This is a genomic window from Gloeocapsa sp. PCC 7428 (genome assembly GCF_000317555.1).
GTDB lineage: Bacteria > Cyanobacteriota > Cyanobacteriia > Cyanobacteriales > Chroococcidiopsidaceae > Chroogloeocystis.
This window is the reverse complement of record NC_019745.1, coordinates 3,855,236-3,881,567: the sequence shown is the minus strand read 5'-3', so window position 1 is coordinate 3,881,567 and position 26,332 is coordinate 3,855,236. Positions and strand designations below refer to the sequence as shown.

The 26,332-nt window shown below is 42.9% G+C and carries 16 protein-coding genes; 9 read left to right on the top strand and 7 right to left on the bottom strand.

Annotated elements, in window-relative coordinates; translation table 11 throughout:
* Positions 1 to 638: 638 nt before the first annotated feature.
* From GLO7428_RS17240 to GLO7428_RS17230, 3 genes are all read right to left on the bottom strand, one after another.
* A complete protein-coding gene (locus tag GLO7428_RS17240; protein ID WP_196797385.1) occupies positions 639 to 2,258 on the bottom strand; it encodes a bifunctional diguanylate cyclase/phosphodiesterase in 1,620 nt (539 codons plus the stop codon).
* A 400-nt stretch (positions 2,259 to 2,658) separates the two neighbouring features.
* Positions 2,659 to 4,860: an ATP-binding protein gene (locus GLO7428_RS17235; protein ID WP_015189849.1), complete on the bottom strand. Its 2,202-nt coding sequence runs from the start codon at positions 4,858 to 4,860 to the stop codon at positions 2,659 to 2,661.
* 223 nt (positions 4,861 to 5,083) lie between these two features.
* Positions 5,084 to 8,782 carry an NB-ARC domain-containing protein gene (locus tag GLO7428_RS17230; RefSeq protein WP_015189848.1) on the bottom strand — a complete coding sequence of 1,233 codons (3,699 nt, stop codon included), beginning with the start codon at positions 8,780 to 8,782 and terminating at the stop codon, positions 5,084 to 5,086.
* A gap of 875 nt (positions 8,783 to 9,657) precedes the next feature.
* Between GLO7428_RS17230 and GLO7428_RS17225 the strand changes: the two genes are divergently transcribed.
* The 5 genes from GLO7428_RS17225 to mnmA all read left to right on the top strand — a co-directional run bounded on the left by GLO7428_RS17225 (position 9,658) and on the right by mnmA (position 15,782).
* Positions 9,658 to 10,791 carry a HetZ-related protein 2 gene (locus GLO7428_RS17225; RefSeq protein ID WP_196797384.1) on the top strand — a complete coding sequence of 378 codons (1,134 nt, stop codon included), beginning with the start codon at positions 9,658 to 9,660 and terminating at the stop codon, positions 10,789 to 10,791.
* 247 nt (positions 10,792 to 11,038) lie between these two features.
* Positions 11,039 to 11,989 (top strand): hypothetical protein, encoded by a 951-nt coding sequence (locus GLO7428_RS17220; RefSeq protein ID WP_051038447.1) that lies wholly within the window; start codon positions 11,039 to 11,041, stop codon positions 11,987 to 11,989.
* Positions 11,990 to 12,151: 162 nt separating this feature from the next.
* Entirely contained in the window at positions 12,152 to 13,939 is a 1,788-nt protein-coding gene (locus GLO7428_RS17215) for a M61 family metallopeptidase (RefSeq protein WP_015189845.1), read from the top strand.
* Positions 13,940 to 14,204: 265 nt separating this feature from the next.
* Positions 14,205 to 14,639, top strand: coding sequence for a DUF1622 domain-containing protein (locus GLO7428_RS17210; protein WP_015189844.1), 435 nt, complete (start codon positions 14,205 to 14,207; stop codon positions 14,637 to 14,639).
* An 87-nt stretch (positions 14,640 to 14,726) separates the two neighbouring features.
* Positions 14,727 to 15,782, top strand: a complete 1,056-nt coding sequence (gene mnmA / locus GLO7428_RS17205) for a tRNA 2-thiouridine(34) synthase MnmA (RefSeq protein ID WP_015189843.1) — start codon at positions 14,727 to 14,729, stop codon at positions 15,780 to 15,782.
* A 251-nt stretch (positions 15,783 to 16,033) separates the two neighbouring features.
* Here the strand turns inward: mnmA and GLO7428_RS17200 are convergent, their stop codons facing one another.
* Positions 16,034 to 16,234, bottom strand: coding sequence for a hypothetical protein (locus GLO7428_RS17200; RefSeq protein ID WP_015189842.1), 201 nt, complete (start codon positions 16,232 to 16,234; stop codon positions 16,034 to 16,036).
* A gap of 126 nt (positions 16,235 to 16,360) precedes the next feature.
* Between GLO7428_RS17200 and GLO7428_RS17195 the strand changes: the two genes are divergently transcribed.
* The 4 genes from GLO7428_RS17195 to GLO7428_RS17180 all read left to right on the top strand — a co-directional run bounded on the left by GLO7428_RS17195 (position 16,361) and on the right by GLO7428_RS17180 (position 21,619).
* Positions 16,361 to 16,981: a hypothetical protein gene (locus GLO7428_RS17195; protein ID WP_015189841.1), complete on the top strand. Its 621-nt coding sequence runs from the start codon at positions 16,361 to 16,363 to the stop codon at positions 16,979 to 16,981.
* Between the two features lie 123 nt (positions 16,982 to 17,104).
* Positions 17,105 to 18,283: a sulfate adenylyltransferase gene (gene sat / locus GLO7428_RS17190; RefSeq protein ID WP_015189840.1), complete on the top strand. Its 1,179-nt coding sequence runs from the start codon at positions 17,105 to 17,107 to the stop codon at positions 18,281 to 18,283.
* A 146-nt stretch (positions 18,284 to 18,429) separates the two neighbouring features.
* Positions 18,430 to 20,697: a caspase family protein gene (locus GLO7428_RS17185; protein WP_015189839.1), complete on the top strand. Its 2,268-nt coding sequence runs from the start codon at positions 18,430 to 18,432 to the stop codon at positions 20,695 to 20,697.
* 139 nt (positions 20,698 to 20,836) lie between these two features.
* Complete coding sequence (locus GLO7428_RS17180) at positions 20,837 to 21,619, top strand: ABC transporter ATP-binding protein (protein ID WP_041918676.1); 783 nt, start codon at positions 20,837 to 20,839, stop codon at positions 21,617 to 21,619.
* Positions 21,620 to 22,538: 919 nt separating this feature from the next.
* On the opposite strand, the gene GLO7428_RS17175 is transcribed toward GLO7428_RS17180, so the two are convergent.
* From GLO7428_RS17175 to GLO7428_RS17165, 3 genes are all read right to left on the bottom strand, one after another.
* On the bottom strand, positions 22,539 to 23,210 hold the full coding sequence (locus GLO7428_RS17175) for a hypothetical protein (protein ID WP_015189837.1): 672 nt from the start codon (positions 23,208 to 23,210) through the stop codon (positions 22,539 to 22,541).
* Between the two features lie 388 nt (positions 23,211 to 23,598).
* On the bottom strand, positions 23,599 to 24,681 hold the full coding sequence (locus GLO7428_RS17170; protein WP_015189836.1) for an ABC transporter ATP-binding protein: 1,083 nt from the start codon (positions 24,679 to 24,681) through the stop codon (positions 23,599 to 23,601).
* Positions 24,682 to 24,701: 20 nt separating this feature from the next.
* Positions 24,702 to 26,297 carry an iron ABC transporter permease gene (locus GLO7428_RS17165; RefSeq protein WP_015189835.1) on the bottom strand — a complete coding sequence of 532 codons (1,596 nt, stop codon included), beginning with the start codon at positions 26,295 to 26,297 and terminating at the stop codon, positions 24,702 to 24,704.
* Positions 26,298 to 26,332: the final 35 nt, after the last annotated feature.

Genomic DNA, 26,332 nt, shown 5'->3' with positions numbered 1-26,332 from the left:
CTGCATCATCATACTCTCTTCCTGCGCGGCTTGGGAGGATATATAACTAGGACTGACGCAAAAATAGCTAAAGTCGTGGCAGCTTGACAGAACCCTTCTCAAATTGTTGAAAATAATTTTCATTAACTATTGACATTGTTTATCAATCAAGTTTATATTGACATTCAGTGTTCTCCTCTCTTTTAAAGATCGGCAGACGGGGTTGGTCAGCAGTAGCAGACTGATCCCTATTTTTTTTAGGAGAGTAAGAAGCACGACACCAGAATACAAAAATCCTTTTTTCGAGGTGATGATAGTTTTGGTATGGGAGAATTTGTTACAGTAACAAACGCTGTGATGTTGAAACTTAATCATTTTTAGCTTCAAGACTCAAGGCACAACCAACCTCCTCACGCAACGATGAGAAGTGGTGAATATTAATCTAGAAGCAATTTACTATCAGTTACTGCTACTCCACAAATAATTAGCAGTTTTTTAAGACTGTGAGAAATTTTTGCAAGAATTTAGGGAGATTTTTGCATCAAATGCTGAATGGTACTCAATTGTACAATTAATGCTGGAAAGTTTTCAACTACTGCAAGGGGTTAGGTATCTGCGTGACAATGTTGGTGATATAGTTTTGTCCGTATGGCTGCGGTTCAAACTGCTAAGCTTAAAGTCTTACCCTCTTGTAATAGTTGGGTAAAGGTATTTGCAGGGAGAGGACGGCTGAAGTAGTAGCCTTGCACTTCGTCACAGCCTTTAGTTTGTAAGTAATCTAATTGTGCCTGGCTTTCGACACCTTCAGCAATCACGCTTAAGTTGAGACTATGCGCAAGCGAAATAATTGCATCGACGATCGCCGCATCATCAGAGTCTACTACCAAGTCACGCACAAAAGATTGGTCAATTTTAAGCGTATGAATCGGAAATCGTTTGAGATAGTTTAACGAAGAATAACCGGTACCGAAGTCATCAACCGAAAGCACAATTCCCATGTTATGCAATTGTTGCATGATGTTGATCGATTGTTGAATGTTATCTACCATCAAACTTTCAGTTAATTCGAGTTCAAGATAATTAGGCTCTAAACCTGTTGCATCTAGAACTTGAGTTACGGTTTCAACTAAGTTTTGTTGCTTGAATTGACGTGCTGATAAATTAACTGCTATTTTCAATGCCGGAAATCCTTGAGCTTGCCATGCGAGGCTTTGCGCGCAAGCAGTACGTAATACCCATTCGCCAATCGGAACAATCAAGCCGGTTTCTTCAGCAATCGGAATGAATTTCGCTGGAGATACCAATCCACGTGTGGGGTTTTGCCAGCGAATTAGTGTCTCTACGCCAATAATACGTCCACTGTGCAGGGAAACTTGCGGTTGATAGTGCAGTAGGAGTTCTCCGCGATCAAGCGCGTAGTAGAGTTCATTTTCTAACGCTAATCGTTCTTGTAAACTATTATTGATATCGGCAGAATAAAACTGGTAATTTGACCCTTGCCTTTGTGCTTGATGCATTGCTGTATCAGCATAGCTGACAAGATGTTCAACATTCGTGCTGTCATTAGGATAGATCGCAATTCCTAAACTAGCGCCGGTACTAATTTCTTGCTGATCGATCGTAAAAGGTCTAGCAGAAGCATCGCAGATTTTTTCAGCTAAGGTCACAATGTCGTCAACAGTGCGCAGGTGAGTTTGGACAATTGCGAACGTGTTACTGCCAAGCCGTGCCAATATGTCATTGTCACTCATGCAACTTGCAAACCTTTGCGCCGCATTTCTCAGTAGAACATCACCCGCGTGATAACCCAAAGTATCATTAATCCTTTTGAGGCGATTTAAGCGCAGTAGAATGATTGCCAACATCTGGTGACTATTTTGGGCTTGTGCGATTGCTTGTTGCAAGCGATCGCGAAATAAATCACGGTTGGGTAATCCTGTCAAATCATCATAGTTTGCCATGTAGTTGATGACTTGATCGAGTTTTTTCAGCGCATGTGCTGTATCTGCCATTAAAATTCCAGCTTCATCTGTAAACTCTGTTGGCAAATTTGGCAGTTCTTTGTGGAGTAAGTATTTTCTTAAACCTAAAAAGGTGAGTGATATTGGTGCTAGTAAATTGTGTAATGCGTATAGTGTCAGTGCTGTACCTATTAAAGTTGCTACTAGCGCAATGACTATGATGCGCAACTTCAATTGCAGCCCAAAAGATGTTGAGTTAACAAAATAAATAAGTAAAGATAAAAGTGGTATATGCGTGCCTATAAAGGCAATTACCATAATCTTGCCTTTATAACTTTTTAATAAAGGAAGGCGTGATAAAAATGAGTATAATTGGAGGTTAGGAGAACGCAATTTTGCAATCATTCCCATATTTTATGATTTTTAAATCTACTATTTTATTCAAAGTAAAGAAATACTTTATGAATGCATTGCTCCTAGATCAGCAACAATTATAGCTGAGGTCGCTCAGTGCTAATTCTTTATAGTGATTAGCGAAAAAATTAGATTAAAAAAATATTTAAAATGGTTACATAACATATATAATTACTGTTAAATAACTGATTCAATCCAGCATCTTTAAATTCAAAAGCGTGTAGCCTGTATCTTAATCAATAAAAAACGCAGCTACCGCAGTGAAATTACTTAAAAACTTGAAAATTAAACTGTCTCTCAGCCGCTAGGCTTTGATTAAAGCTTGCAGTGTATTTTGTAGATTAGTCAAACTTAGAGGTTTACTTAGATAAGCATCTGCGCCCGCACCCAGACAGCGATCGCAATCGCCTGTCATTGCCATTGCGGTCAGCGCCACGACTGGTACTGATTGCCAATAAGGGCTAGATTTGAGTTGGCGAATCAGTTTAAAACCATCGACTTTCGGCAACTGAATATCCATAAGAATCAAATCGGGTAAAGCTTTGGCAGATGCAGCGTACAAATGAATTGCTTCCATCATGGCACGACCGTCGGCAATTAGCTCTACTCTATAACCTTGTAATTCCAACATCTCGATAATGAGTGCTTGGTTGTATGGCTGATCCTCTACAACCCATATCCATTTACCTTCACCAGTTGCGATCGCACATTCTGGCGCAGCTTCAGTCTGATTTGGATAACGTGCCAACTGCTGGCGCATTTCGGTTAACGGTAGCCACACCCGAAATGTACTACCTTGATTTTCTATTGATTCGAGCGAAACCGTTCCGCCATGAAGTTCTGCGAGTCGTTTTGTGAGTGCTAACCCTAAGCCTGTCCCTTCGTGTTGTCGAGTCAAAGAAGCATCGACTTGTTGAAAAGGACGAAATAGTAAATGCCACTTGTCTGGAGGAATACCAATTCCTGTATCTTCAACGGCGATACACACATACGGTGTACTCAGATTGACTGGACTACAATCGGGTCGATAAATTTCTGATTTTAATTCATTGCCGTAAGCGATTCGACAACTCAGTTGAATGTGACCGCCTTCAGGAGTAAATTTAACCGCATTCGAGAGTAGGTTAATTAAAATTTGGCGAACACGACGTTCATCTAAATTAGCTTGTTTTAAGCGATCGTCAAAATCGAGCGAGAGTTTCAGCCGCTTCTTATTGACGCGGGGCTGAATCATTTCCTGACATTGAAGACACAGATCGGGTATCGAGACAGGTTGTAATTCTAATTCAGCTTTACCAGATTCAATTTTAGATAAGTCGAGAATATCATTAATCAGTTGCAAAAGGTGTTGACCGCTTTCTTCAATCACCCGCAAATATTTTGTTTGACGCGAAGATAAAGGCGCGAAATCTTGGCGTAGTAGTAGATCTGAAAAACCGAGAATACTATTTAAGGGCGTGCGTAGTTCGTGCGACATCGAAGCCAAAAATTCTGACTTAAGCTGCGACGCTTGCTCTAAATCTTTGTTAATCTGACGCAGGCGTTCTTGCGCTTGGGCGCGTTCGATCGCAACTCCGAGCATCCGGCAGGCTGCCATAAGCATATCTTGCTGTGGAGCATCTTGTAACTTGCGTAAGCTTCGAGATTCTAGCGTTAATACACCAATGATGGTGCCGTCAGCAGCGGGAATTGGAAAGATACCTAATTGACCAATACCAGGGTGACGAAATGCGGTTACTGCCTTGGGGTGTTTGTAATAATCTTCAACAAATAGCGGTGTAGCAGTCTCGACAACTTGCCAGAGAAGTCCTTGTCCGTAGGGAATGCCGCGATCGAGTAATTTTGTCATCTCGGCTACAACAGCCTCACCATAAGTCGCGACAAATTGCCCAGAAACTTCATTCGTGAGGACGTGCGCCAAAGCTTCTTGCCCATTACTGGAAATGACTTTGACATCACCAAACGCAGCCCCCATTGCTTGTATCAGGTAGCTGAGTGCAAAGTGTCCAATTTCTTGCAGTTCACTCGCAGGCTGGATACGTTCCATCAAACCCAAAAGAAATGCTTGTCGTTTGAGTTCGGCGCTAAGATGCGCTTGAGAACGTCGATGTTCAGTAATATCTAAAAAAGTAATGATATTTCCAGCATCCGATGTGTCGCTACAATAAGCTTCTATGAACTTTCCATCGGTTTGCTCAATATATATCGGAAAAGTTGTCTCAGGTGATGCAACTGCGCTCAGAAATTGCGCGTACTCTGTTTGCGACCAGTAGCCTTGCTTGACGATTTCAGCAAAAACCTCTTCGTAATGGGGTTTTTGTTTGAGCCAGTTGGAGTGTAAGCCCCAATTTTGACAAAACTGTTGATTAAATACAACAAGGCGATTGGCAGCATCGAACAACGCGATCGCTTCACCATGTGGATCAAGTTGCGTTTGCTGATCGAGATTGATATTGCGTTCTGATTCTGATGACTGGATTGGCGATTGCACCCGCATTGGCAGCATTCTTTCGACAAGACTTCAATCTTGCTTAAGTTTATTTAAAATCTATTGAAAAAGTAAATTGCATTTAGTGATATAGATTACATTAAATTTGTGATACCAAACACAAATTTTCAGATAGGCAGTTCGATAGTTGCACCAGATCAAACGATCTAATCTCATATTTCCCCTGCACCTCTGCTCACGCCAGTCGCCTCAACGGAGGGGAACCTCACGGTCGGTTTGCTCAACGGAGGATACCTCCGCACGCAACCGACCTCCCGCACGGCGCAGGCTCCTCTGCTGCTTCCGTTTCCACTGCACCAAGGGCTTTGAGCATAGCGATTTGAGCCTCAGTTAAGCCAGTGACACCAGTAATATTCATGCCCTCATAAGGGCGTTCACTACGGATTGTGGTTAAGCACTCGCCGGTATCGAGATCCCAAAGTTTGATCTTTTCTTCTTGTTCGCCACTTGCGAGAAGTTTTCCCTGGGGGTGAAAACTGACGGATGTAACGCGATCGCTATGTCCTTGGAAGGTTTGTAAGCACTTGCCCGTACTAACGTCCCAGAGTTTTAATGTTTTATCATCACTCGCACTGGCGAGGAGGTTGCCATCAGGACTAAATGCGACCGACCAAACGCCGTTCGTGTGTTCTTGCAATGTTTGCAAACACGCTCCTGTGTCAACATCCCATAACTTTACGGTGTAGTCGTCGCTAGCACTTGCCAGAATTTTGCCTTGCGGATGGAACGCCACCGACCAAACGCCGTTAGTATGTCCTTGAAGAACCTTGATACACTCTCCTGTAACAACGTCCCATAATCTGACAGTGACATCACCGCTACTTGCTAAAATCCTACCCTGCGGATGAAACGCCACCGACCACACCCAGTTTGTATGTCCTACAAGCGTTCGCAGGCAACGTCCTGTTGCCACATTCCATAGCTTCACCGTATGATCGCCGCTCGCACTCGCTAAAATGTTGTCTTGAGAATGGAATGCCACCGACCATACCCAGTTTGTGTGTCCTTGTAATGTTCTAATCAGCTTACCGGTTGCGACGTTCCACAAATTAATTTTTTCACTGGCACTTGCGAGAATTTGCCCATTGTGGCTAAATGCCGTCGAAAGAATACCACGCGTGTGTCCTTGAAAAGCTTTGACAACTTTACCCGTGTGGATATCCCATAAGCGCACGGTGCGATCGCTACTTCCCGTAGCCAATAAGGTTCCATCAGGACTAAAAACAACAACTCGCACCAGATTTGTATAACCCCAGAGTGTTTTTAACGCTTTACCTGTCTCGACATCCCACAGTTTTAACAAGCGATCGTCACTACCACTGACTAAAGTTTGTCCATCAGGACTAAACGCAACTGCCCAAACGCGGCTGGCGTGTCCTTGCAGTGTTTTTGTGCATTGTCCTGTCGTCAGATCCCATAATTTGATAGTTTTGTCGTGACTGCCACTGGCGAGGGTTTGGCGATCGGGGCTAAATGCTAGGCTTTGCACTAAGTAAGTATGCCCTTGTAAACGCAAACAGCTTCCGCTAGTGAGATCCCAAAGTGTAACGTTGCCATCATCACCACCACTTGCTAGGAGCGCACCATCAACACTAAAAGCGATCGCGCGTACTGGCTGCGCTGATTCGGTTAATTGGATCGCCTGACCGCTCGTTACATTCCATAACCTAATACTACCGTCATTGCTGCCACTTGCTAAAATTGTTCCTTGGGGATTGAAGTTGACAGACTCGACGCGATTGGTGTGTCCTTGGAAAGATTGTAGAACTTGACCTGTGGTAATGTCCCAAAGTTTTACGGTGCGATCGTCGCTCCCTGTTGCTAAAATTGTGCCATCAGGACTAAAAGCCAGCGACCACACCCAGCTTGCATGTCCTTGTAGCGTCTGCAACAGTTCGCCCGTGTGCGCGTCCCAAAGTTTTACGGTGCGATCGTCGCTCCCTGTCGCTAAAATTGTGCCATCAGGACTAAATGATACGGCTAAAATCCAACGAATATGACCTTTCCACGTTAAGATAGGTTTCATATCTGCAACGCGCCATAAGCGAATTTGTCCTGCTTCCCCCGCAGTTGCAATAATTTCTCCGTCTGGACTGTAAGTCAGCGCCAAAATACAGCCGAAGTTCTCGCTAAATGCTGAATTGGTTAAATCTGCGTATTGCAAGTTAACGTGTTGCAAGTTAGCGTTTTTGAGATAAGCTTGCCAGACACTCATCTCAGAAAAGTCGTAGTGACTTAAATCAGTTTGCAAGTGAATGAGTAAGTTAAGAATGTTACCTCCGCTATATCCTGAGGCAAGTGATGTCCGCAGTTGTGGAAGAATGCGATCGAGGTGTTCTTCAATTCTTTTTTTATTTCTAAAACTAGCTAGAAGTTTATCGACTAATGGTTGCACGATAAATCGCGCTTGCGCATCGCGAATGTAGTCTTTCGTTTGTGCTTTAATTAGCGCATGACTATTGAAAAGGTTAATATCTAGAGTTGTAATTTCATTGCAGATTGTCGTAACAAATTGATCGGTGACATACTCCATCACCGCAGGCTGTTGCGTAAATCTTGCGGTATTTTTAAGCGTTATCGGGGCTGCTTTTTCAATTAAAGAGCGTTGTTGTAGCGATTCGAGTGCTTCTAGAACTTCGCGCGGCGATATGAGTGGTAGGATGTCTTGTTTGAGTTCTGTTAATGTAATAGGTTCGCGATTGATGGCTAACCAGTACATAATTTGCTGTTCAGCAATCGACAAACGCATAAATTGTTGCGCAAGCAGATCCCAGATATCGCCAAAAACAGCAGTACCTTGTGCGAGAAATTGAGTGACATCGCCATCAAATAATTCTTGAATATTCGTCGCGACTATTTTTAAAGCTAACGGATTACCGCGATAATGCTCAAGCAAAAGTTGTTGTTGTAACGCTGAGCAAAAAAGTCCTTTCGCTGCAAAGATTTCCTTCCCTTCGGCTGCGGTTAACCCATTTAGATGCAGCGATCGCACGGGTAATGCAATTCCTTCATATGATGCTAAGCCTCGCGGCTTTTCGCGGCTTGTCAAGATCGTACAGCTTTGATGTGGTGTTTGAGCAATACAGCGCAAGAGTTGTCCGTATTCTTCATACCCTTCGAGGTAATAGCCTGCACGTTCGCCCTGACGTAAAATTGTTTCGGCATTATCAAGAATCAGTAAACACCGTGACGCACGTAAATAATCGGTTAAAAGTGAGATTTTAGCTTCAACGCTTTCAGGGAAATCGTTGATTGTTTCTTGTTGATTCGAGAAAAATGAAATTAAGTTTGTCAATAACTCTTGAATCGGTGGTGCATTCCGCAGACTTCGCCAAATAATATATTCAAAATCGGTTTGAATTTCTTGTGCTAACTTTACTGACACACTGGTCTTCCCAATTCCACCCATTCCTAGTAAAGTCACTAATCGACAGCGATCTTGAACAATCCATTGTTGTAGTGTTACTAATTCTTCTTTTCTGCCATAAAAAATTGATATATCAGGCGCACCTCCCCAATCATGTTGAGTCGTACCTTCTTCTTGAATTGTTGCGAATTGAGTACTCAGTGTCTGAATCGATGAAATGTTAGAAACTACAGCTTCGCTTGTAGCACTTGCGGTTCGCCACCTTGCTGTTGCTAGATTATTTAACTCTTTGGGCACTACTACCCGCGCGTAGCGTAACACAACCGATTGAAAGTTATTTTTAGTAACTTTTTTACCAAAAACTTTAGTCAGTAACTGCCACAAATGAGAACCGGTATCTTTGATATAACCAGTATCATAACCAGACGCTTTAGCAATCTCCATGTATGATTTTCCTTCCCAAGATTGCCGAAATACAATTTCTTGAGCTTTGTTTAAGCGTCCTTGTTCGAGAAGTTTCTCGACAACATCTATTGCTTCTTCAACGTTCATTTACCAGCACTCCTTATTTATTGCTGTTGTCGTGCTGTGTTAAGTGATAGATAATTAATCTATCATCTATCTGAATTGGCTTCATATCCGTAGAGTAAACGTTAAAGGGGTAACGAACAATACTCATCATTCCAGGTGAGTTTGGTTAAAAACCTAGTAGTAATTGCTTTTGTCGCTTCAGCAGCATTATTCTACTATTTCCCTAGTTCAGTCGTGTTTGCTTTAATACATTTTTATTACTTTTAGCTGACCTTGTGGTGTCTTTTACCGACCGACAAGGATAATACAATAACGATAAAGTATGTTTCAAGTGAACCACCGAGACAAAGAATTTTTCTTTGATTTAGGTATAAACCTTAATAAAAAATAAAGAATAGGGATAGTTAACAAATGGAGACTAAAAGCATATCTAGTTTTTTAAACTTATGCAGCATAATACTTATAAAGTATACAAATAAACAACTGTTTTGGGAATAAAGCTAAATGTATCAAACTGATATTCGGGCATTTACTAAACTACTGAAAACCGAAAATAAAGTTTGTAAATTTTAGTAAAAGCTGCATATCTTCTGACTTTAGTGCTGACAAATCAATAAAAGTTAAACAAATTTTATTGAATAAAAAACTGACGAGAAAAAGCATTGACTGTTAGCGATCAGGGATCGAGAGTTGTGTCAGCAATATAAAGATAAAAATGTACAAACAAATTGAGTTTTTAGCTAGGAATTGAGAAAAGTGTAAGTAAACGCTACCAAGCTAATTTGCACAATTCAAGCAAGTCAGGAGCATCTGCTACATAAATCAACTGAGTACGACATATAGAAGTGCAGGTTGTCATGCAAACTTTAGCGCAAGTATTCAAGGAAGACAATCTCATGATTAAGTGGACAGAAGACCTTACACAAAGTTGGCGATCGCGGCTTTGTCTTGAACTACAACAATATCCTGAAGTCACCCAAGCGAGTATTGTGCGTTGGCTAATTGGTAACGATATCGAAAGAATCGAGACACTGCTTCCTCATGAACTAGAACTCGTACAGCAAGGAATGGAATACCGTTATCGCATCTTACTGCATCGCTATTTAGGGCAAAGTCCAGAACGTGCTTATCGCAACTTGACGACGCGCTTAAGTAGTTTAGTGATTCTCCGCAACAAGATTCGCACTTGGGTTTCTCTAAGTCGCGATCGCGCAACAACGGTACTCGATGTTCTGCAAGAAGTCATTCAAGAACTACTGCAAAGCGATCGCTATATGCAGCAGCAGATGAACTGGATTGCGCAATGCACTGATGATGCAAAACTGCGAAATGCATTGTTATTTACGAGTTTGGAGGAATATAGCCTACGGCGGATTCGCAATCAACCGTTGATTGTCTATCGATTTGTGAACTACTTACGTCGAGCTTCGCGCGGTGGATTAACGCAAGTTCCCGCCCAAGATTTGGTTAAGCTTGTATCAGAAGATTTTTGCACCGAAGACAATGACGAGCCAATTAGTTTATTTGATACCCAAGCGATCGCGCAACATCAAGATCGACAAACACATATTGAGCAACAAGCTTTAAGAATCAAAGTTCAAAAGGAATTTGAAGCTTATTTAGCCCAAAAACTGGGAATAACCGCACTTAAGTGGTTACAGCTATATCTGCAAGGAAAATCGCAAGAAGCGATCGCACGCTGTTTAAACTTGCAAGTTAAAGAAGTATACCGCCTGCGCGAAAAGATCACTTATCATGCAGTACGCGTATTTGCGGCAAAAGAACAAACCGAACTGGTTGGAAACTGGCTGGAAACTTCTTTACAGGAACATAGCTTTGGTTTAACACCGCAGCAATGGCAAAGTTATTGGGAAAAATTAACCCCTACACAATGTCAGCTAATCGAGTTGCTGAGAGATGGTAAGGATACAACAACCATTGCGCAGTTGATGCATCTGCAAACCCATCAAGTAGTTGGGGAGTGGACTAAGCTATACCTAGTAGCTCAAACCATGCGAACTCAAGGATAAGAGAATCTATTTGCTTTTTGATCCCTTTAAGATAGCTGTTATGCGAAGCATCTGGATTGCTTCGTGTATCTTTTTTCTCAAATAATCCAGCAAAATTAACCAGAACAGTAGCAACAATATTTCACTATACTAGAGTTATTAAAAGAAACAATTAATACATTAATTTGGGTGCTTATACGCTTGTTTTTTGGGGTGAAATGCTCATTGTCTAGTGGTAGCGATCGCACGTCTAAACGGAGTGGTACAGGTGGATATTCAGCAAATGTTCTGGCTTATCGACAACGTAATCTCGCTTGAAGCCTGTTTGTATCATCAAGTACTCCCTTTGTCGTTAGCCGAAAATGTTTTACGCTTAGGCATGGTCAACCTCGAAGACACCGCAGCAAAAGATTATGTTGGTTGTATTGTGTCCCACATGAATTACTCATTAGTAACGCAATCAATCGGCTTAAATACGCATCGGGCAATGCTTTCTGCGTACTTAAAATACAAAGAAACTACCCAGCAAGCGAAACAACAGGCAATTCCTCCCTTAACTGTCGAAAAAATATCCTCCACAACCGAATTAGAAGCTACAGAACTGCCCTTAGCGCTACCAACGCTAGAAGTCAACGCAATGCATCTAGCAAGTTCTGTAGAAATACTTGCCACATTACCTGCAAAAGAACTTCTTCAAGAACTACTTGCAAGAATACTCGCTGAAGGCATTGGCAGACTTTACTTTGAACGACAATATCCTCAATACGGTCGCATTCTTTGGAGTCTTAATGGTGTTGTACAGTCTATATTAGAAAAACTTCCCGCGCAACAATTTCAAGAAGTTATCGACGAACTCAAGCAGTTAATGCATTTAGCGATCGCACCTGTCGAAGAACAAACACAAGTAGAAATTGAACGTTTATACCAAAATAGCCGCATCCTCTTACGTTTACAGATTATGCCTGGCGCTTTTGGTGAAGAAGCAACACTACAAGTTTTGCGGGGTGCAGCCTTAGAATTTTATCAGCAACAGCAATTATCGCACCTTGGTCAAGATGCACTAGCGATCGCGCAACAACTACAGCACAAGTTACGCGAATTGCACAAACGAGCCAAAACGCATCCTAACTTGAGTCGCGAACAATTAGAAGCACTTCCAGTACTCAATCAACTGCTGGCAAACGTTAATAACCAACTAGAAAAACTCAAAGAAATTTAATGAGTACAGAAGTGAAAATAAATATAACCTCAAGACCGGTCATTGGTAATCGGTAATAGGTAATTGTTAAGAATAGCTATTCTCCAATCTCACTTCTAACTAATGCCCTCATACCAAATTAACTGCTACATTGGCTTTTAAGACTCCACAGCCAAGATAACAATGACGGAAGCAACCGCTATTCGCGCTAATCGCCAAATTAATACAACGTCGCAGATACAGTATCAGGTAGCCATGTCGCAACCTGAATCGCATTTGTTTGAAGTTACCTTAAACCTTACAGGCTGGCGATCGCCGCTACTCGATCTCAAGCTACCCGTTTGGACACCAGGTTCTTACCTAGTCCGAGAATACGCCAAACACATTCAAGATTTTACCGCAACCGCAGGAGAAAAACCTTTATCGTGGCGCAAGCTCAGTAAAAATCACTGGCAAGTCACAACGACTGAGCAAGATGCGACAATGACAATTCAGTATCGCGTATTCGCGCACGAATTATCGGTACGCACAAATCATCTAGACGCAACTCACGGTTACTTCAATGGCGCTGCACTGTTTTTTAGAATTCCTGAGTGGGAGAAACAAGCAATTAGCGTCACAATCGTACCGCCTAAACCCGAATGGCGGGTAACAACTCCTTTACCAGTATCCACAGCGCCTCACACTTTCATCGCCTCCGACTATGACACATTAGTTGATAGTCCCTTTGAAATTGGCTGTCATGCGTTACATCATTTTGAAGCTTTGGAGAAATCTCATGAATTAGCCATTTGGGGAAAGGGAAATGTCGATGTAGCAAAGATGATTCCCGACATCCAAAAAATTATTCAGGTAGAAGCCGAGATGTTTGGTGGTTTACCTTACGAAAGGTACGTCTTTTTGTTGCACCTATCTTCGCAAGGTAATGGGGGTTTAGAACATAAAGATAGTTGTTCCTTAAATTATCCACGCTTAGGATTTCGGGCAAAAGAGAAGTACGATCGCTTTATGCAATTGGTCGCACACGAGTTTTTTCACTTGTGGAATGTCAAGCGAATTCGTCCAAAAGCATTAGAAGTATTTGACTACGATCGCGAAAATTATACGCCGTCGCTGTGGTTTTGTGAGGGAACGACAAGTTATTACGATATTGTCATTCCTTTACGGGCAGGAATTTATGATGTTAAGTCATTTTTAGATAACTTAAGTAAAGATATCACACGCTTGCAAACGACGCCAGGGCGCTTAGTGCAACCTTTATCCGAATCGAGTTGGGATGCTTGGATTAAGTTATATCGCCCCGATGCCAATAGCGGTAATTCTCAAATTTCTTACTACCTCAAAGGCGAGTTAGTATCGTTGCTACTCGATTTACTGATTCGCGATCGCCACAATAACACGCGATCGCTTGATGATGTGATGCGGCAAATGTGGCAACAATTTGGTATATCAGAGATTGGCTTTACTCCACAACAGTTGCAACAAGTCATTGAAACTGTCGCAGAAACACATTTGAGTGATTTCTTTGATAAATATATAGACAGTGTTGAAGAATTACCGTTTAATCAATATCTTGCGCCATTTGGTTTACAAGTATCAACAAATAGCGAAGACGATTCCGCACCTTGTATAGGAATCAGGGCGCAAACAGAGAATGGCAAGGAAATCGTTAAGTTTGTCGAAGCCGGTACGCCAGCATCTATTGCGGGAATCGATGCGGGAGATGAGTTACTCGCGATTGATGGTGTAAGGGTACAAGCAAATAATTTAAGCGATCGCATGAAAGATTATCAACCCCATGACACGATCCAGGTGACAGTTTTCCATCAAGATGAATTACGTACTCATCATGTTATACTTGCTGCGCCTCGCCCTAATAAATATCAGATTGTACCAGTAGAAAACCCTTCTTCGACTCAGCAGCAGAATTTTCAGCAATGGTTGGGAGTTCCTTTAGAGACGGTTATGTGACTTCATGCATATTAGAATCACAAACGCCCTTTGACTGAAGTCGAGGGCTACTCAAGCATACACTTATACAGGAGTTTTACCAATAAGTTCACAATGGTGGACTTTCTTTTGTTTGGCTGTGAATTTATTCCTTAAGCATTCATGCAGGATGTTTAATAAATTTATGCTGATTAACGCCAAAATCACACCTGATCGGGATTACAAAGAGTCAATTCAAAACTAAGATATGACTTTTGTAGCTTGAAAAATATTTGGGCGATCGCGGATGGTGTCAGCAGTAAATTGGATAGAAAATTTTAATTTTTTAATAGATATAGAAACAATCGTTCGGATCTTAGATCAGCAAGTAGTAAGTCTAATTCAATTGCTTGCCCTGTTTGTTATTTCTATAGGTATTGTTAAAGCTTTACTCATTTTTGTGCAACAAGCTTTATTTCAATCACATTCGGGTACTGCTTTTCAAAAAAGCCGCTTAGAAATGGGCTATTCTTTTTCTTTGGGACTCAGCTTTCTTGTTGGTGCTAGTATTTTAAAAACAATCATCGCACCTACTTGGGATGATATCGGTAAACTAGGTGCAATTATTTTGATTCGGACAGTTTTGAACTATCTGCTTTTGCAAGCAATTGCTAAACAATCACTAACAAACAGTACCGATATTGATAAAAGTCAGCCGCAGTCATGCGATCGCAAGTGCTAAGTAGTCGCTGCGATACGCTGCTAAGACACAATCAAGATTGCATTCGTTTAAAATTGAGATCTGGGCAATTGTTTTGAAGCCACATCCATGAAAAAAGTCGTAGTTGGTCTATCTGGTGGCGTTGATAGTTCTACAGCTGCTGCCATTTTACAACAACAAGGTTATGAAGTTGTAGGTCTTACCCTTTGGCTGATGAAGGGTAAAGGTCAGTGCTGTTCAGAAGGTATGATCGATGCGGCTTATATTTGCGAACAGTTGGGGATTGCGCATCATGTTGTTGATATTCGCGAAGTCTTTCAAGCTAACATCATTGATTATTTGGTTGCGGGTTACAGCGCAGGAATTACACCGCTACCGTGTTCGCAGTGCAACAAAACGGTTAAGTTTGGTCCTATGCTAGATTATGCCCGCGAACATTTAGGTATTGATAAAATTGCTACAGGTCACTATGCAAGAATTACCTACGATGACGCAACGAAACGTTATCAATTGCGTCGGGCGGTAGATCGTAACAAAGATCAAACTTACTTTTTATACGATTTATCACAAGATTTACTTGCAGGCACAGTTTTCCCCTTAGGAGAAACGACGAAGGCTCAAACACGGCAAATAGCCGCGCAATTTGACCTAAAAACGGCTAACAAGCCTGAAAGTCAAGATTTATGCTTAGTCGAAGCTAACGGCTCGATGCGGCAGTTTCTTGATAAGTACATTACACCGAAAAAAGGTGAAATTGTTGATGCTACGGGAAAAGTCTTGGGACAGCATGAGGGTGTACATCACTATACAATCGGACAGCGTAAAGGCTTAGGAATTGCTGCGGCTGAACCGCTTTATGTTATTGGTTTAGATGCGGTGATGAATCGAGTGATTGTCGGCGATCGCACCAGCGCTACGCAATCCGAATGTACCGTACAACGCGTTAATTGGGTTTCCATCGTCGAACCAACTGCACCAATTCGGGCGGAAGTTCAAGTACGTTATCGTTCGCACCCTGTTTCTGTTACAGTCATTCCCTTAGAAAACTCGCGTGTCAAGCTAGTATTTGACGAACCGCAATTTAGTATCACCCCAGGTCAAGCTGCGGTTTGGTACGATGGCGATACAGTACTAGGTGGCGGTATCATCGAACGCGATAACTAAAGACTAAGCAATTTTCTCAAGGGGCGATAAAGCCTCTTTTTTATTGACTATCGTAAAAATGGTGAGTAAAGGTGAAGGGTGACGAGTTATACCATGTCACTTTGAATTTACTACAAATAGGCAGCAGAGGAGAAATGATTTGTCGTTTTTATTTGGTGAAATGGTATTACTAACCATTAACAACAGCGTCATGATACTGACTCTGGTTATTCAACCGGAGACAAAATTATACAGCAAATTTGGCTTCTTAACTAACTAGCTTGTTCTCGATGTAATTGTTCGCGTTGATATTTCTCAATCGCCGCTTCGCGTAGCCAATCTGAAGGAGACTCTAGCGATCGCACATACGCATCGAGTTCGAGCGGTAATTTTACCCCAACCGCTTTTTTCGCTACTTTGCCACTGTAGTTTGACTTAAAATACGTGTCTGGATTTCCACCTTTTCTTGCCATAAATGCTTGTAATATTCCGGTTAACCGGTTAAAATAACAAGGATAGAAAAAGTCAAAGGCGTGTTTAGGCTTACTGCCTTTGACTCAACCCCAAATATCCTAGTAAACACGAATTTTGAGGTTTAGATGCATTTTATCGAAGACACAAGTGCGATCGCAACAACTGCACTGCAATACAATTCTGAATTACCTACATTTCTACCGCGAGGACTCACAAAAGTAGAACGAGTCGGAATGACAAGGAATGCATCGCGTACGCCGTATGTCGTGTATTGGGTTGGAGAACGCCGCTGTTGTACGTTCTTTAAGCGACGGTTGTTTTTTAAGTTGCTCAAAGTATTAGTAGCGATCGCCCACAAGACAATTAGCACAATTAAAAGTGTCGCAATGACCGAATGGGGCGGGTTAAAAGTTAAAACCGCAACTGCACAGTGGATACTTGCTAGAGTGCAAGTCAATAAGTTTTTTCAAAGTTACCATCAAGCCGCATTTGAACAAGTCACGTTCAACCTTCAGGCAGAATCCGCTGTGACCTTAGATCGCAGTGGTAGAGAATATAAAATTACTGCCAACGACAACCACGATATTTGTTCGTGCCAGGATTTGGATGATTCGTGTCCGCATCGTATTGTTGCAACGCTAGCACTTTTGCCGCAAGGCTTTACGACAGTAACTGCGTACTTAGCATCTAAAAAGCAGTTAGAAGATAACTGGATTCATTACACAACAGCGATCGCTACACGATAAAACCATTTATATCACCTCAGTCTGTTAGAGATAATCAGTTTGTTGCTTTAATCGCTTCTCTATTGGGCGACATCTTGCTACTATATGCTTGCAGCGCAAATCTAAACAAAATCTAAAAAAAAGATGAGTTATCGAGACGGCATTGCTCCCCACGGAATGCAATTGATCAATCGTGTCGCCACACCTGAACAAAAGCAAGAATTTTTGGACAAAGCTGATTCATTAGCGCGAGTTCAACTTGATGAGCGAGCCGTTTCTGACTTAGAAATGATCGCAATCGGTGGCTTCAGTCCGTTGAATGGATTCATGGAACATGAAGACTACGAACGCGTAGTTGTTGAAATGCGGTTAGCAAATGGTTTACCGTGGTCAATTCCAATTACGCTTTCAGTGGATGAAGCGATCGCCGAACCGCTCACAGAAGGTAGCTTAATCCGCTTGGACGATCCTAGTGGTCGATTTATTGGTGTCTTGCAACTCACGCAAAAATACCACTACGACAAAGCGAAAGAAGCCGTTAACGTTTATCGTACGGATGACATCAAGCACCCTGGTGTTAAAGTTGTTTACGACCAAGGATCAGTCAATCTTGCAGGCCCAGTTTGGTTACTAGAACGTCAACCTCATTCTTTGTTTCCTAAATACCAAATCGATCCAGCCGAATCGCGACAAATGTTTAAAGATAAAGGCTGGAAAACTGTTGTCGGGTTTCAAACTCGTAACCCCATCCACCGTGCGCATGAATACATTCAAAAATGCGCATTAGAAACCGTCGATGGATTATTTTTGCATCCTTTAGTTGGCGCGACCAAAGAAGATGATATTCCAGCCGATGTGCGAATGCGCTGCTACGAAATTTTACTTGAACATTACTACCCGCAAGACCGCGTTATTTTAGCAATTAACCCCGCCGCCATGCGTTATGCGGGTCCTCGTGAAGCAATCTTTCATGCTTTAGTTCGCAAAAACTACGGCTGTACTCACTTTATTGTCGGTCGCGACCATGCAGGCGTAGGTGACTATTACGGTACATATGATGCACAGTACATCTTTGATGAGTTTGAGCCTGCTGAATTGGGCATCACACCGATGATGTTTGAACACGCTTTCTACTGCAAGCGTACGTTGCAAATGGCAACAACAAAAACGAGTCCAAGTAAACCGGAAGAACGCGTTCACCTTTCGGGAACCAAAGTGCGAGAAATGCTGCGACGTGGAGAATTACCACCACCAGAGTTCTCGCGTCCTGAAGTCGCCGCAGAGTTGGCGAAAGCGATGCGTATACCTGTAGAAGTGAAGTAGTAGGGAAGCAGAGGAGCAGGGGAAGCAGAGGAGCAGGAGAGAAATACTATAATGATACTTCTCTTTCAGTAATCACTAGCTCCTCATCACTCACCCCTCACTCCTAGTCTCTGTTAGGCTAAAAGCTGATGGCTAATAGCTAAAATATGAAGCGGCGGGATTTTTTTAAAGCAGTTGGCGCAATAGTTACCGCGCTAGGGATCAGTGAGTTTGATTTGTTCAGGTTGAGCGATCGCTACGGCTCAGCTTTGGCACAATCTACCTCGCGAAAATTGGCGCTGTTGATTGGTATTAATGAATACTCAGCTATGCCGCTTAACGGTTGTGTGACTGATGTTGAACTTCAAAGCGAACTCCTCATTCATCGTTTCGGCTTTCAACCAGCAGATATTGTTGTATTGCATAATCAACAAGCAACTCGGCAGCAAATTGAAGCCGCATTTATGCAGCATTTAGTTGAACAAGCACAACCAGGCGATATTGTTGTGTTTCACTACAGCGGTTATGGACGTCGCATTCAACTTGATGAGGAACACGTAGAAGATCAGAATCCACAAGAGAATAGCGAACTCAGCCAACCGCTAGTATCTAAAACTTTATGCTCCACAATCAGTAGCTTAGTGCCGGTGGATAGTCCTATCACTTCGTCAGCCGATCCAATCGTTAATGATGTTCTAGAAGAAACGCTGTGGTTGATGTTGCGATCGCTTCAGACAGAGAATGTAACAACAATTCTCGATACGAGCTTTTATACACCTCCTACAGCACCCTTAGGGAACTTGCGAATTCGTTCATCACCACAAATCGCGCCAGCGCAAATTCATCCCCTCGAACTCGAACTTCAGCAACAACTTATCGATAAAATCGCACCATATCGGTTACTCGTACCGCCTCATGCTGCACTCGATTTCCCAGGATTATTTATCACTGCATCGCAAACAGATCAACCTGCTGCTGAGGCGCAATGGAGTGGCTTTAGCGCAGGGTTATTTACCTATGCCTTAACTCAATCACTGTGGGAAGCAACCCCAGCAACAACGATTCACGTGAGCTTAAGTAAAGCAACTAGTGTCGTTGAGCTTGTCGGAAAACAGCAACCACAACTGTGCGGGCAAAAAAGTCAAGAACAAGCTGATGTCGCACTTCACTTTATGCCTAATACCGATGTCAGCGCGGATGGTGTCGTAATCGCTGTAGAAGATAATGGCAAAGCAGCACAATTATGGTTAGCAGGATTACAGCCAACGCTTTTGCAGTACTACGGCGTCAACTCGCGGTTTAAAGTTGTGACACCTTCTAGCGGTGAAGCAGGTGCAGATCAAGCGCAGCTACAAATGCGATCGCGTACAGGGTTAACCGCCAAAGCCTTGCTGGTTGCAGACAACGAAAGTACAAATACGCTACAAACAGGTCAATTAGTCCAAGAGGCGATCCGCATTGTTCCACGCAATATTAATCTCAACGTTGCCTTAGATCCTGGACTTGAACGCATTGAGCGCGTCGATGCTACTAGTGCGTTTGCTACCGCGTCTTTTGTAACGTTAGTTACTTCAGGAGAACTAGCAGATTGCCTATTTGGTCGCATTCAAGACGATACCCAATCAACTACCGCCAGCCGTTACGGGTTATTTACGCTAGCCCACGAATTAATTCCTAATACTGCGGGTGAAGCGGGAGAAGCCGTTAAAGTTGCCGTACAGCGCTTAATTCCGAAATTGCAAACACTTTTAGCAGCAAAGTTGTGGCGGCTAACGAGTAATGAAACTTCTGATTTAGATATTCAGGCAACTCTCGAAGTTGTCAGTGCGCAAAAACAGGCAATTATCGAGCGCGAAACACAGCGCTTTCAGATCAAGCACCGAGTTGAAACTACTACACCAAGCATTGTTTCGACAACTTCAGGTATCCCATCATTACCGATCGGCAGCCGAATTAAATACAAAATAACTAATCATAGCGATCGCCCCGTCTACTTATTACTGCTAGGCTTAGATAGCAGCAAAAATGCGATCGTTCTTTATCCAGGAAAAGCCCTTGCTGCTTCTGGTTCTACCGATACCGCATCGATACAAGAGTTGGCGATCGCGCCAGAGACAACTATAAGCGTACCTCGAACCGAGATTGATTTTGAGTGGATACTGCACGGACCACCTGCGGTTTGCGAAACGCAGCTGATTCTCAGTAGAAGTCCTTTTACGCAAACGCTTGCTGCTTTGGATGCTGCACGCGAAGATCTGCGCGGTGAAGAATACATTAGTATCTTGTCAAACCCTCTAGAAGTTACCCAAGCCCTACTACGCGATTTACAAACCGCAAGCGCGATCGCTCCAGACACAATGGGAGCGGCCCCTGATACCTACGCTTTAGACGTCAACGCGTGGGCAAGCTTCAACTTCATTTATCAGGTAACTTAAAGATGGAAGATAATGAAGGGTGAGAGATTAGGTTTGAATTTTGAATCCCAAAGAGTTTTGTTTCCCTAGCGTACCGGAGGTAATTATTCAAAGAATTTTCTCATCACTCAAAACTCCCCTGACCCCCGACTTCTTAAGAATGGCTGAGCCGATCATTGAACTTAAAGGCGTGAGTAAAGCATTCGGTAACAACGTCGTTTTAGATGAAGCCGATTTAACGCTTTATCAAGGAGAAGCCTTAGCGATTATTGGTCCATCGGGTACAGGTAAATCTACAATATTACGCATTATTGCTGGATTGCTAGCACCAGATGCAGGAGAAGTTTATATCCAAGGACACCAACGCAAAGGACTCATTGAAGATGCTGCCGATCCTATTAGTATTGGGATGGTATTTCAGCAGGCGGCATTATTTGACTCATTAACCGTCGAAGAAAACGTTGGTTTTTTGCTTTATCAACATTCACAACTATCGCGATCGCGTATTCGCGAGTTAGTTAATCAAAAATTAGAAATGGTCGGCTTAACCGGAGTTGGCGATCGCTACCCAAGTGAACTTTCCGGCGGAATGCGCAAGCGTGTCAGTTTTGCCAGAGCCATCATGTCTAATCCCGATAATATCAAAGACTCTCCAGCGGTTTTACTCTACGATGAACCTACCGCTGGTCTTGATCCAATTGCATCGACAGTTATTGAAGATTTAATTCGACAGCTACAATGCACAACTGGGGTATGTAGTACTTATGCGATCGTCACCCATCAAGATAGTACGATCCGCCGTACCGCAGATCGCATTGTCTTTCTCTACCAAGGAAAAGTTCAGTGGGAAGGCTCTGTAAAAGATATTGATACTTCTGACAATCCTCTCATTCAACAATTTTTTAGTGGTAATGTTGAAGGACCAATTCAGGTTATTGGCTAATCACTAAACAAGCTAAAAACTTAGTGCTTAGTTGCTAGTCACCCTTCACCTACACTCACTATTTTAATCATCAGTCATCAGTAGACCTCCTGCGTGAATGCCATCTCGTATAAATTCGCTAGCTAAATAAACCCTGGACTACGGGTAAGGCATGCCTTACCCTCTCAAAAATCTTGTTTTTTAGTGTACGAAGGTACACTTTGCTTGGATAGCCCTGACTTTAGTCGGAGGGCGTCTGTGATTCATGCAGGAGGTCTAGTAATAGAATTGATCTTTTACCATGTCCTAAGCACCTCTTCAATTGCTATAGTTTACATAAAGTTAACCCGCCAAGCTACCAGAATGAATTAGCAACTTACAGCGGGTTAAGGAAGTTTTATTGTCTTTAGAGTTGGCGACTTTAGAAATAAAATCAACTAATGTTCTTTACTACTGTGGACGTTATCTGCAATTCACTTATCAAGCTTTGTACATCCAGAACTATCGAAATAGTCGTTTCGGCTGTATGTTCAAAAACCTCCATAATTAACAATAAATAATGAATACAAGGATGAAACTAAAACAATTGGATGTCAAGAAACTTGAGGTATTGCAGCGTGATTAGTACAGGAGGCACAGGTACTAATTAATTTTTTATTAATCAACTCTTTAGTGCCTTGATTTATAAATTAGCATTCCTTTTTTAGGAATAAGCTTCCGATTTAGTAAAGTTTATTGACATTCATTTTTTGTAATATTTTTGTAAACTAGTTTACAAAATCAGCGGCAGTGACTTCTAGCAAAATCTTTTTTTAGTTTGCTACCGAGTACACGGTAATCCACATCGGGGTTGAAGTTATTTAGAAACCCTCGTCCGCTCTCGATTTCCCCTAATTCTGGGAAGAAGATACAGTGAGGGTTAAAGATTCATACAAGCGGTTTACTGAGCACTTGTATTGCTAGTTTCTCCAGAACTACTCTCTGTTGTACTCGTTGCTGGTGTACTTTCAGGCGAAGCAACGGTATCGCTGCTGCTTTGTGCAGCTTGTGCAGGAACATTACTACTTTCTTGTGTCTGTGGTTGTGTAGGTTCTGGCTGTGTTGTTGGTGCGGGTGGAGCCGGACTAGGAACAGTAATATTGATGTCTGGCGCTTGAGGGGCTGGGGCTTGTTGCTGAGGAACAGGAACCGGAACGGGAACTTCGGTTGTGCGTTCGATGATGGTAGTTTGGTTTTCGGGAGCGGGACTTGCTGTTGGTGATGGTTCCTGACTCGGTGCTGGAACGACGATGTTTGTGTTGGTAGGTACAGGTTCTTCGCGTTGATTGAGTAACCAAATTCCACCTGCGGTTAAAGCTGCGAGTGAAGCAAGGAGAATACCAAGAAGTAACCCCCGCGAGGCGTTTTCATTGTCTCTTGCTGCTAAAACTTCTTCTTGATAGAGGTTTTCGGATACTTGACCTTGAACATACCCTTCGCGGTAAGCGTCTGCGTTAGTGCCACCGCTTACAGTTTCGTTGGTACGTGTAGTGTGAGTATTGCCATTTGCATCAGTGCGTGTCTCTTGGCGTTCGCGGTTATAACTTTTGTAATCGTTAGGGTTAGTAGACATAGCTTTAAAAGTACTCTCCTCGCAGAGATGAACGAGATAAAAACGGTAGATGTTATTCGCGGTTATTACGTAGGCTTAAAGTAGCTTTAATTACATGATACCCGAATCGTCTTTAGAATAACTTCTGTGATCGCGCCCTCGGCTCTGTCTGGAGTAATGCTTTTTTCTTCTATCTAAAGATATATTTCGTCAAGTAATCTCATCTTTTTTCCAATTTTCCTAGTAATTACGCTTGACACTCACAAATGCTAAAGGATAAGTGGGTAAAAATAAACGTAACGATAAGGTTGATGCTTAGTAACTGGTCATTGGTAATTGGAATAGCGATCATTACCCATTACCCGACCTCCATATACTCAACAACGCGATGTAAGTATACTCCGCTAAATCAATGCGAACCAACTGAATTCATCACCAAATCCTCTGATATCGCATTGGTTGGAAAAAACCTAATTGCTTGTTCAGCAACGGCTAACTCGACTCGCGTTCCTACTGGTAAGACGACTTCGGCTGATGTGCGCGCGTGTAATCTTTTACCCGATGCAGTGTGCAAACAGTAGCGGTATTCGCGTCCTAAAAACCTACGAGTGTGAACAATAACAGGCGCACTATCCGCAGGTTGTAAGATTAAATCTTCTTCGCGAATCATTAAGTCGCCCGTTTCGCTTTGTCCTATCTCTGTGCGCACGGTAAAACAGCCAATTTCGGTTTCCCACAGGTGTCCTCGGCGCTTAGCTGGCAAAAAGTTGGCGCGAGTGACAAACTCTGCAACAAAGCGGGTTTGGGGATGCGTATAAATTTCTTCGGGTGTACCTAGTTGTTCAATTTTTCCTTGACGCATCACGGCGACTTGATCGGTGATCGCCAAAGCTTCTTCTTGGTCGTGCGTAACAAAAACCCCCGAAATTCCGGTTGCTTTGAGAATTTCGCGTAATTCCTCGCGCAAGCGCAAGCGGACTTGCACATCCAGATTACTCAACGGTTCATCGAGTAAAATCAGGGCGGGTTCTGGTGCTAAGGCGCGTGCTAAAGCGACTCGCTGCTGTTGTCCGCCAGATAATTCATGCGGATAGCGTTTTTCTAATCCTGCTAATCCGACAAGTTCTATAAGTTGAGCGACGCGATCGCTGCGCTTTTTGTGCGATCGCAAACCAAACGCAACATTCTCACCTACGGTTAAGTGCGGAAATAGTGCATAATCCTGAAACACCATGCCTACCGAACGCTGTTCTGGAGGTATCCAATGCGCACCAGCGACGGTTTTTCCAGCAATTTCGACTCTTCCTGATTGCGGACGCTCAAATCCAGCAATTAACCGTAACAACGTTGTTTTACCGCAACCTGATGGACCTAATAAACCAAGTAAATCTCCTTGAATAAGACTAAGGCTGACATTCGCAACTGCTGGTGGTGGTTGATCAAACTGTTTCGTAACATCATCGACGCGAAGAATAACTTGCTCGTGTCCCATAAAATGCAATTAACCTCCTACTATTGCTCTTGAGAAAGCATAAATAAAGTCGATCCGCAGGAAACTAACAACATCGTCAACGCCGCCGCTGCGGCATCGCTAAACGCAACGTTTTCTGTTGCTGTCCAAATCTTGGTTGCGAGTGTTGAAAAACCAATCGGCGCGAGTAACAATGTTGCAGGTAGCTCTTTAATTGCAGTCAAAAATACCAAAGTTGCTCCACTTAATATTCCTGGGCGGACGAGTGGTAAGGTAATTTCCCGCAAAGTTTGCCACGGAGTTCTTCCTAAGACTTGGGCAGATTCTTCGAGTTGTGGATTGACTTGCAGCAGCGAACTACGGACTGTGCCGACTGATTGCGGTAAAAATAAGACTAAATATGCAAAAACCAGGATTGGTAAAGTTTGATAAACCCAAGGAAGATAGTTAGCACCTAAAAACACGAGCGATAATGCAACAACAATTCCTGGTAAGCCAAAGCCGATGTAGCTACAGCGCTCGATTACGGCAGTTATCCGGCTGGGAAAACGCACTACTAAAATAGCCACGGGTAAAGCACAAATCGTTGCCGCGATCGCCGCGAGTGCTGCTGCCCAAATTGAGTTAAGCGCGGGTTGGATCATGTCTTGAGCCAAATTAACCGCATCTCCACCGCCCACCGTTAAGCCGCGAATCAACCAAAACAAAGTCACGCCAACGGGTAACACTAAACTAATCAGCGTAATTCCTGCACAAAACAAAAGCGCTGGTAGTTTCCAATATCCGAGTTTGATTTGTAAAGCACGGCGAGAAGCACGGCGACTATAGTACCTTGCCCGCGATCGCGCCTTATTTTCTAACCACAAAATTCCTAATACTAATACGACCAAAATTAACGCTAGGGCAGCGGCTAAATTGCGGTTAAAACTCGACCTGTATTGCAGAAAGATGACGCGTGTAAAAGCATCAAACCGCATCAGCGAAGGCGTACCAAAATCGCGTAACGCATACAATGCAACTAAAAGCGATCCGGCAACTATCGAAGGACGCAACTGCGGCAAGATGACGCGAAAGAATGTGTCTCGTCTACTATATCCCAAACTCCGCGCAGCTTCTTCGATCGCGGGGTCAATTCCGTGTAATCCGGCACGGACACTCAGTAAAATATACGGATAAGTAAATAAAGTAATGGCTAAAATTGTGCCAAACCAGCCATAAATGCTCGGTAGCTGTTGTACTCCCAATGGTTCTAGCAACAGTTGTAACAAGCTGCCTCTTGGTCCAAATGCTGCTATTAAAGCAAAGCTACCTACATAACTCGGAACAGCTAAAGGCAGAGTCGTTACAATTAACCAAAATCGCCGCCAAGGTAAATCTGTCCTGACGGTTAAAAACGCTAGTGGAATCGCAATCAATGCAGAAAATATCGTGACGGCTGCTGCCATTCCAGCGCTGTTGAGTAACACCGTCACAGTTCGAGGGCGCAAGAGCAAATCAGATAATTCTTCTCCACCGACACCCGCTGTCCGAATCACTAAATACGTTAATGGAATTGCAATAGCAACGGCAGTAATTGCACCTGTAACAAGTAGAAATAACGGTGGTCTATGTGCTGAGATGCCCCTAGAAATTTGCATAAATCATTAACTGAAACTGATGTATCAAACTGTCA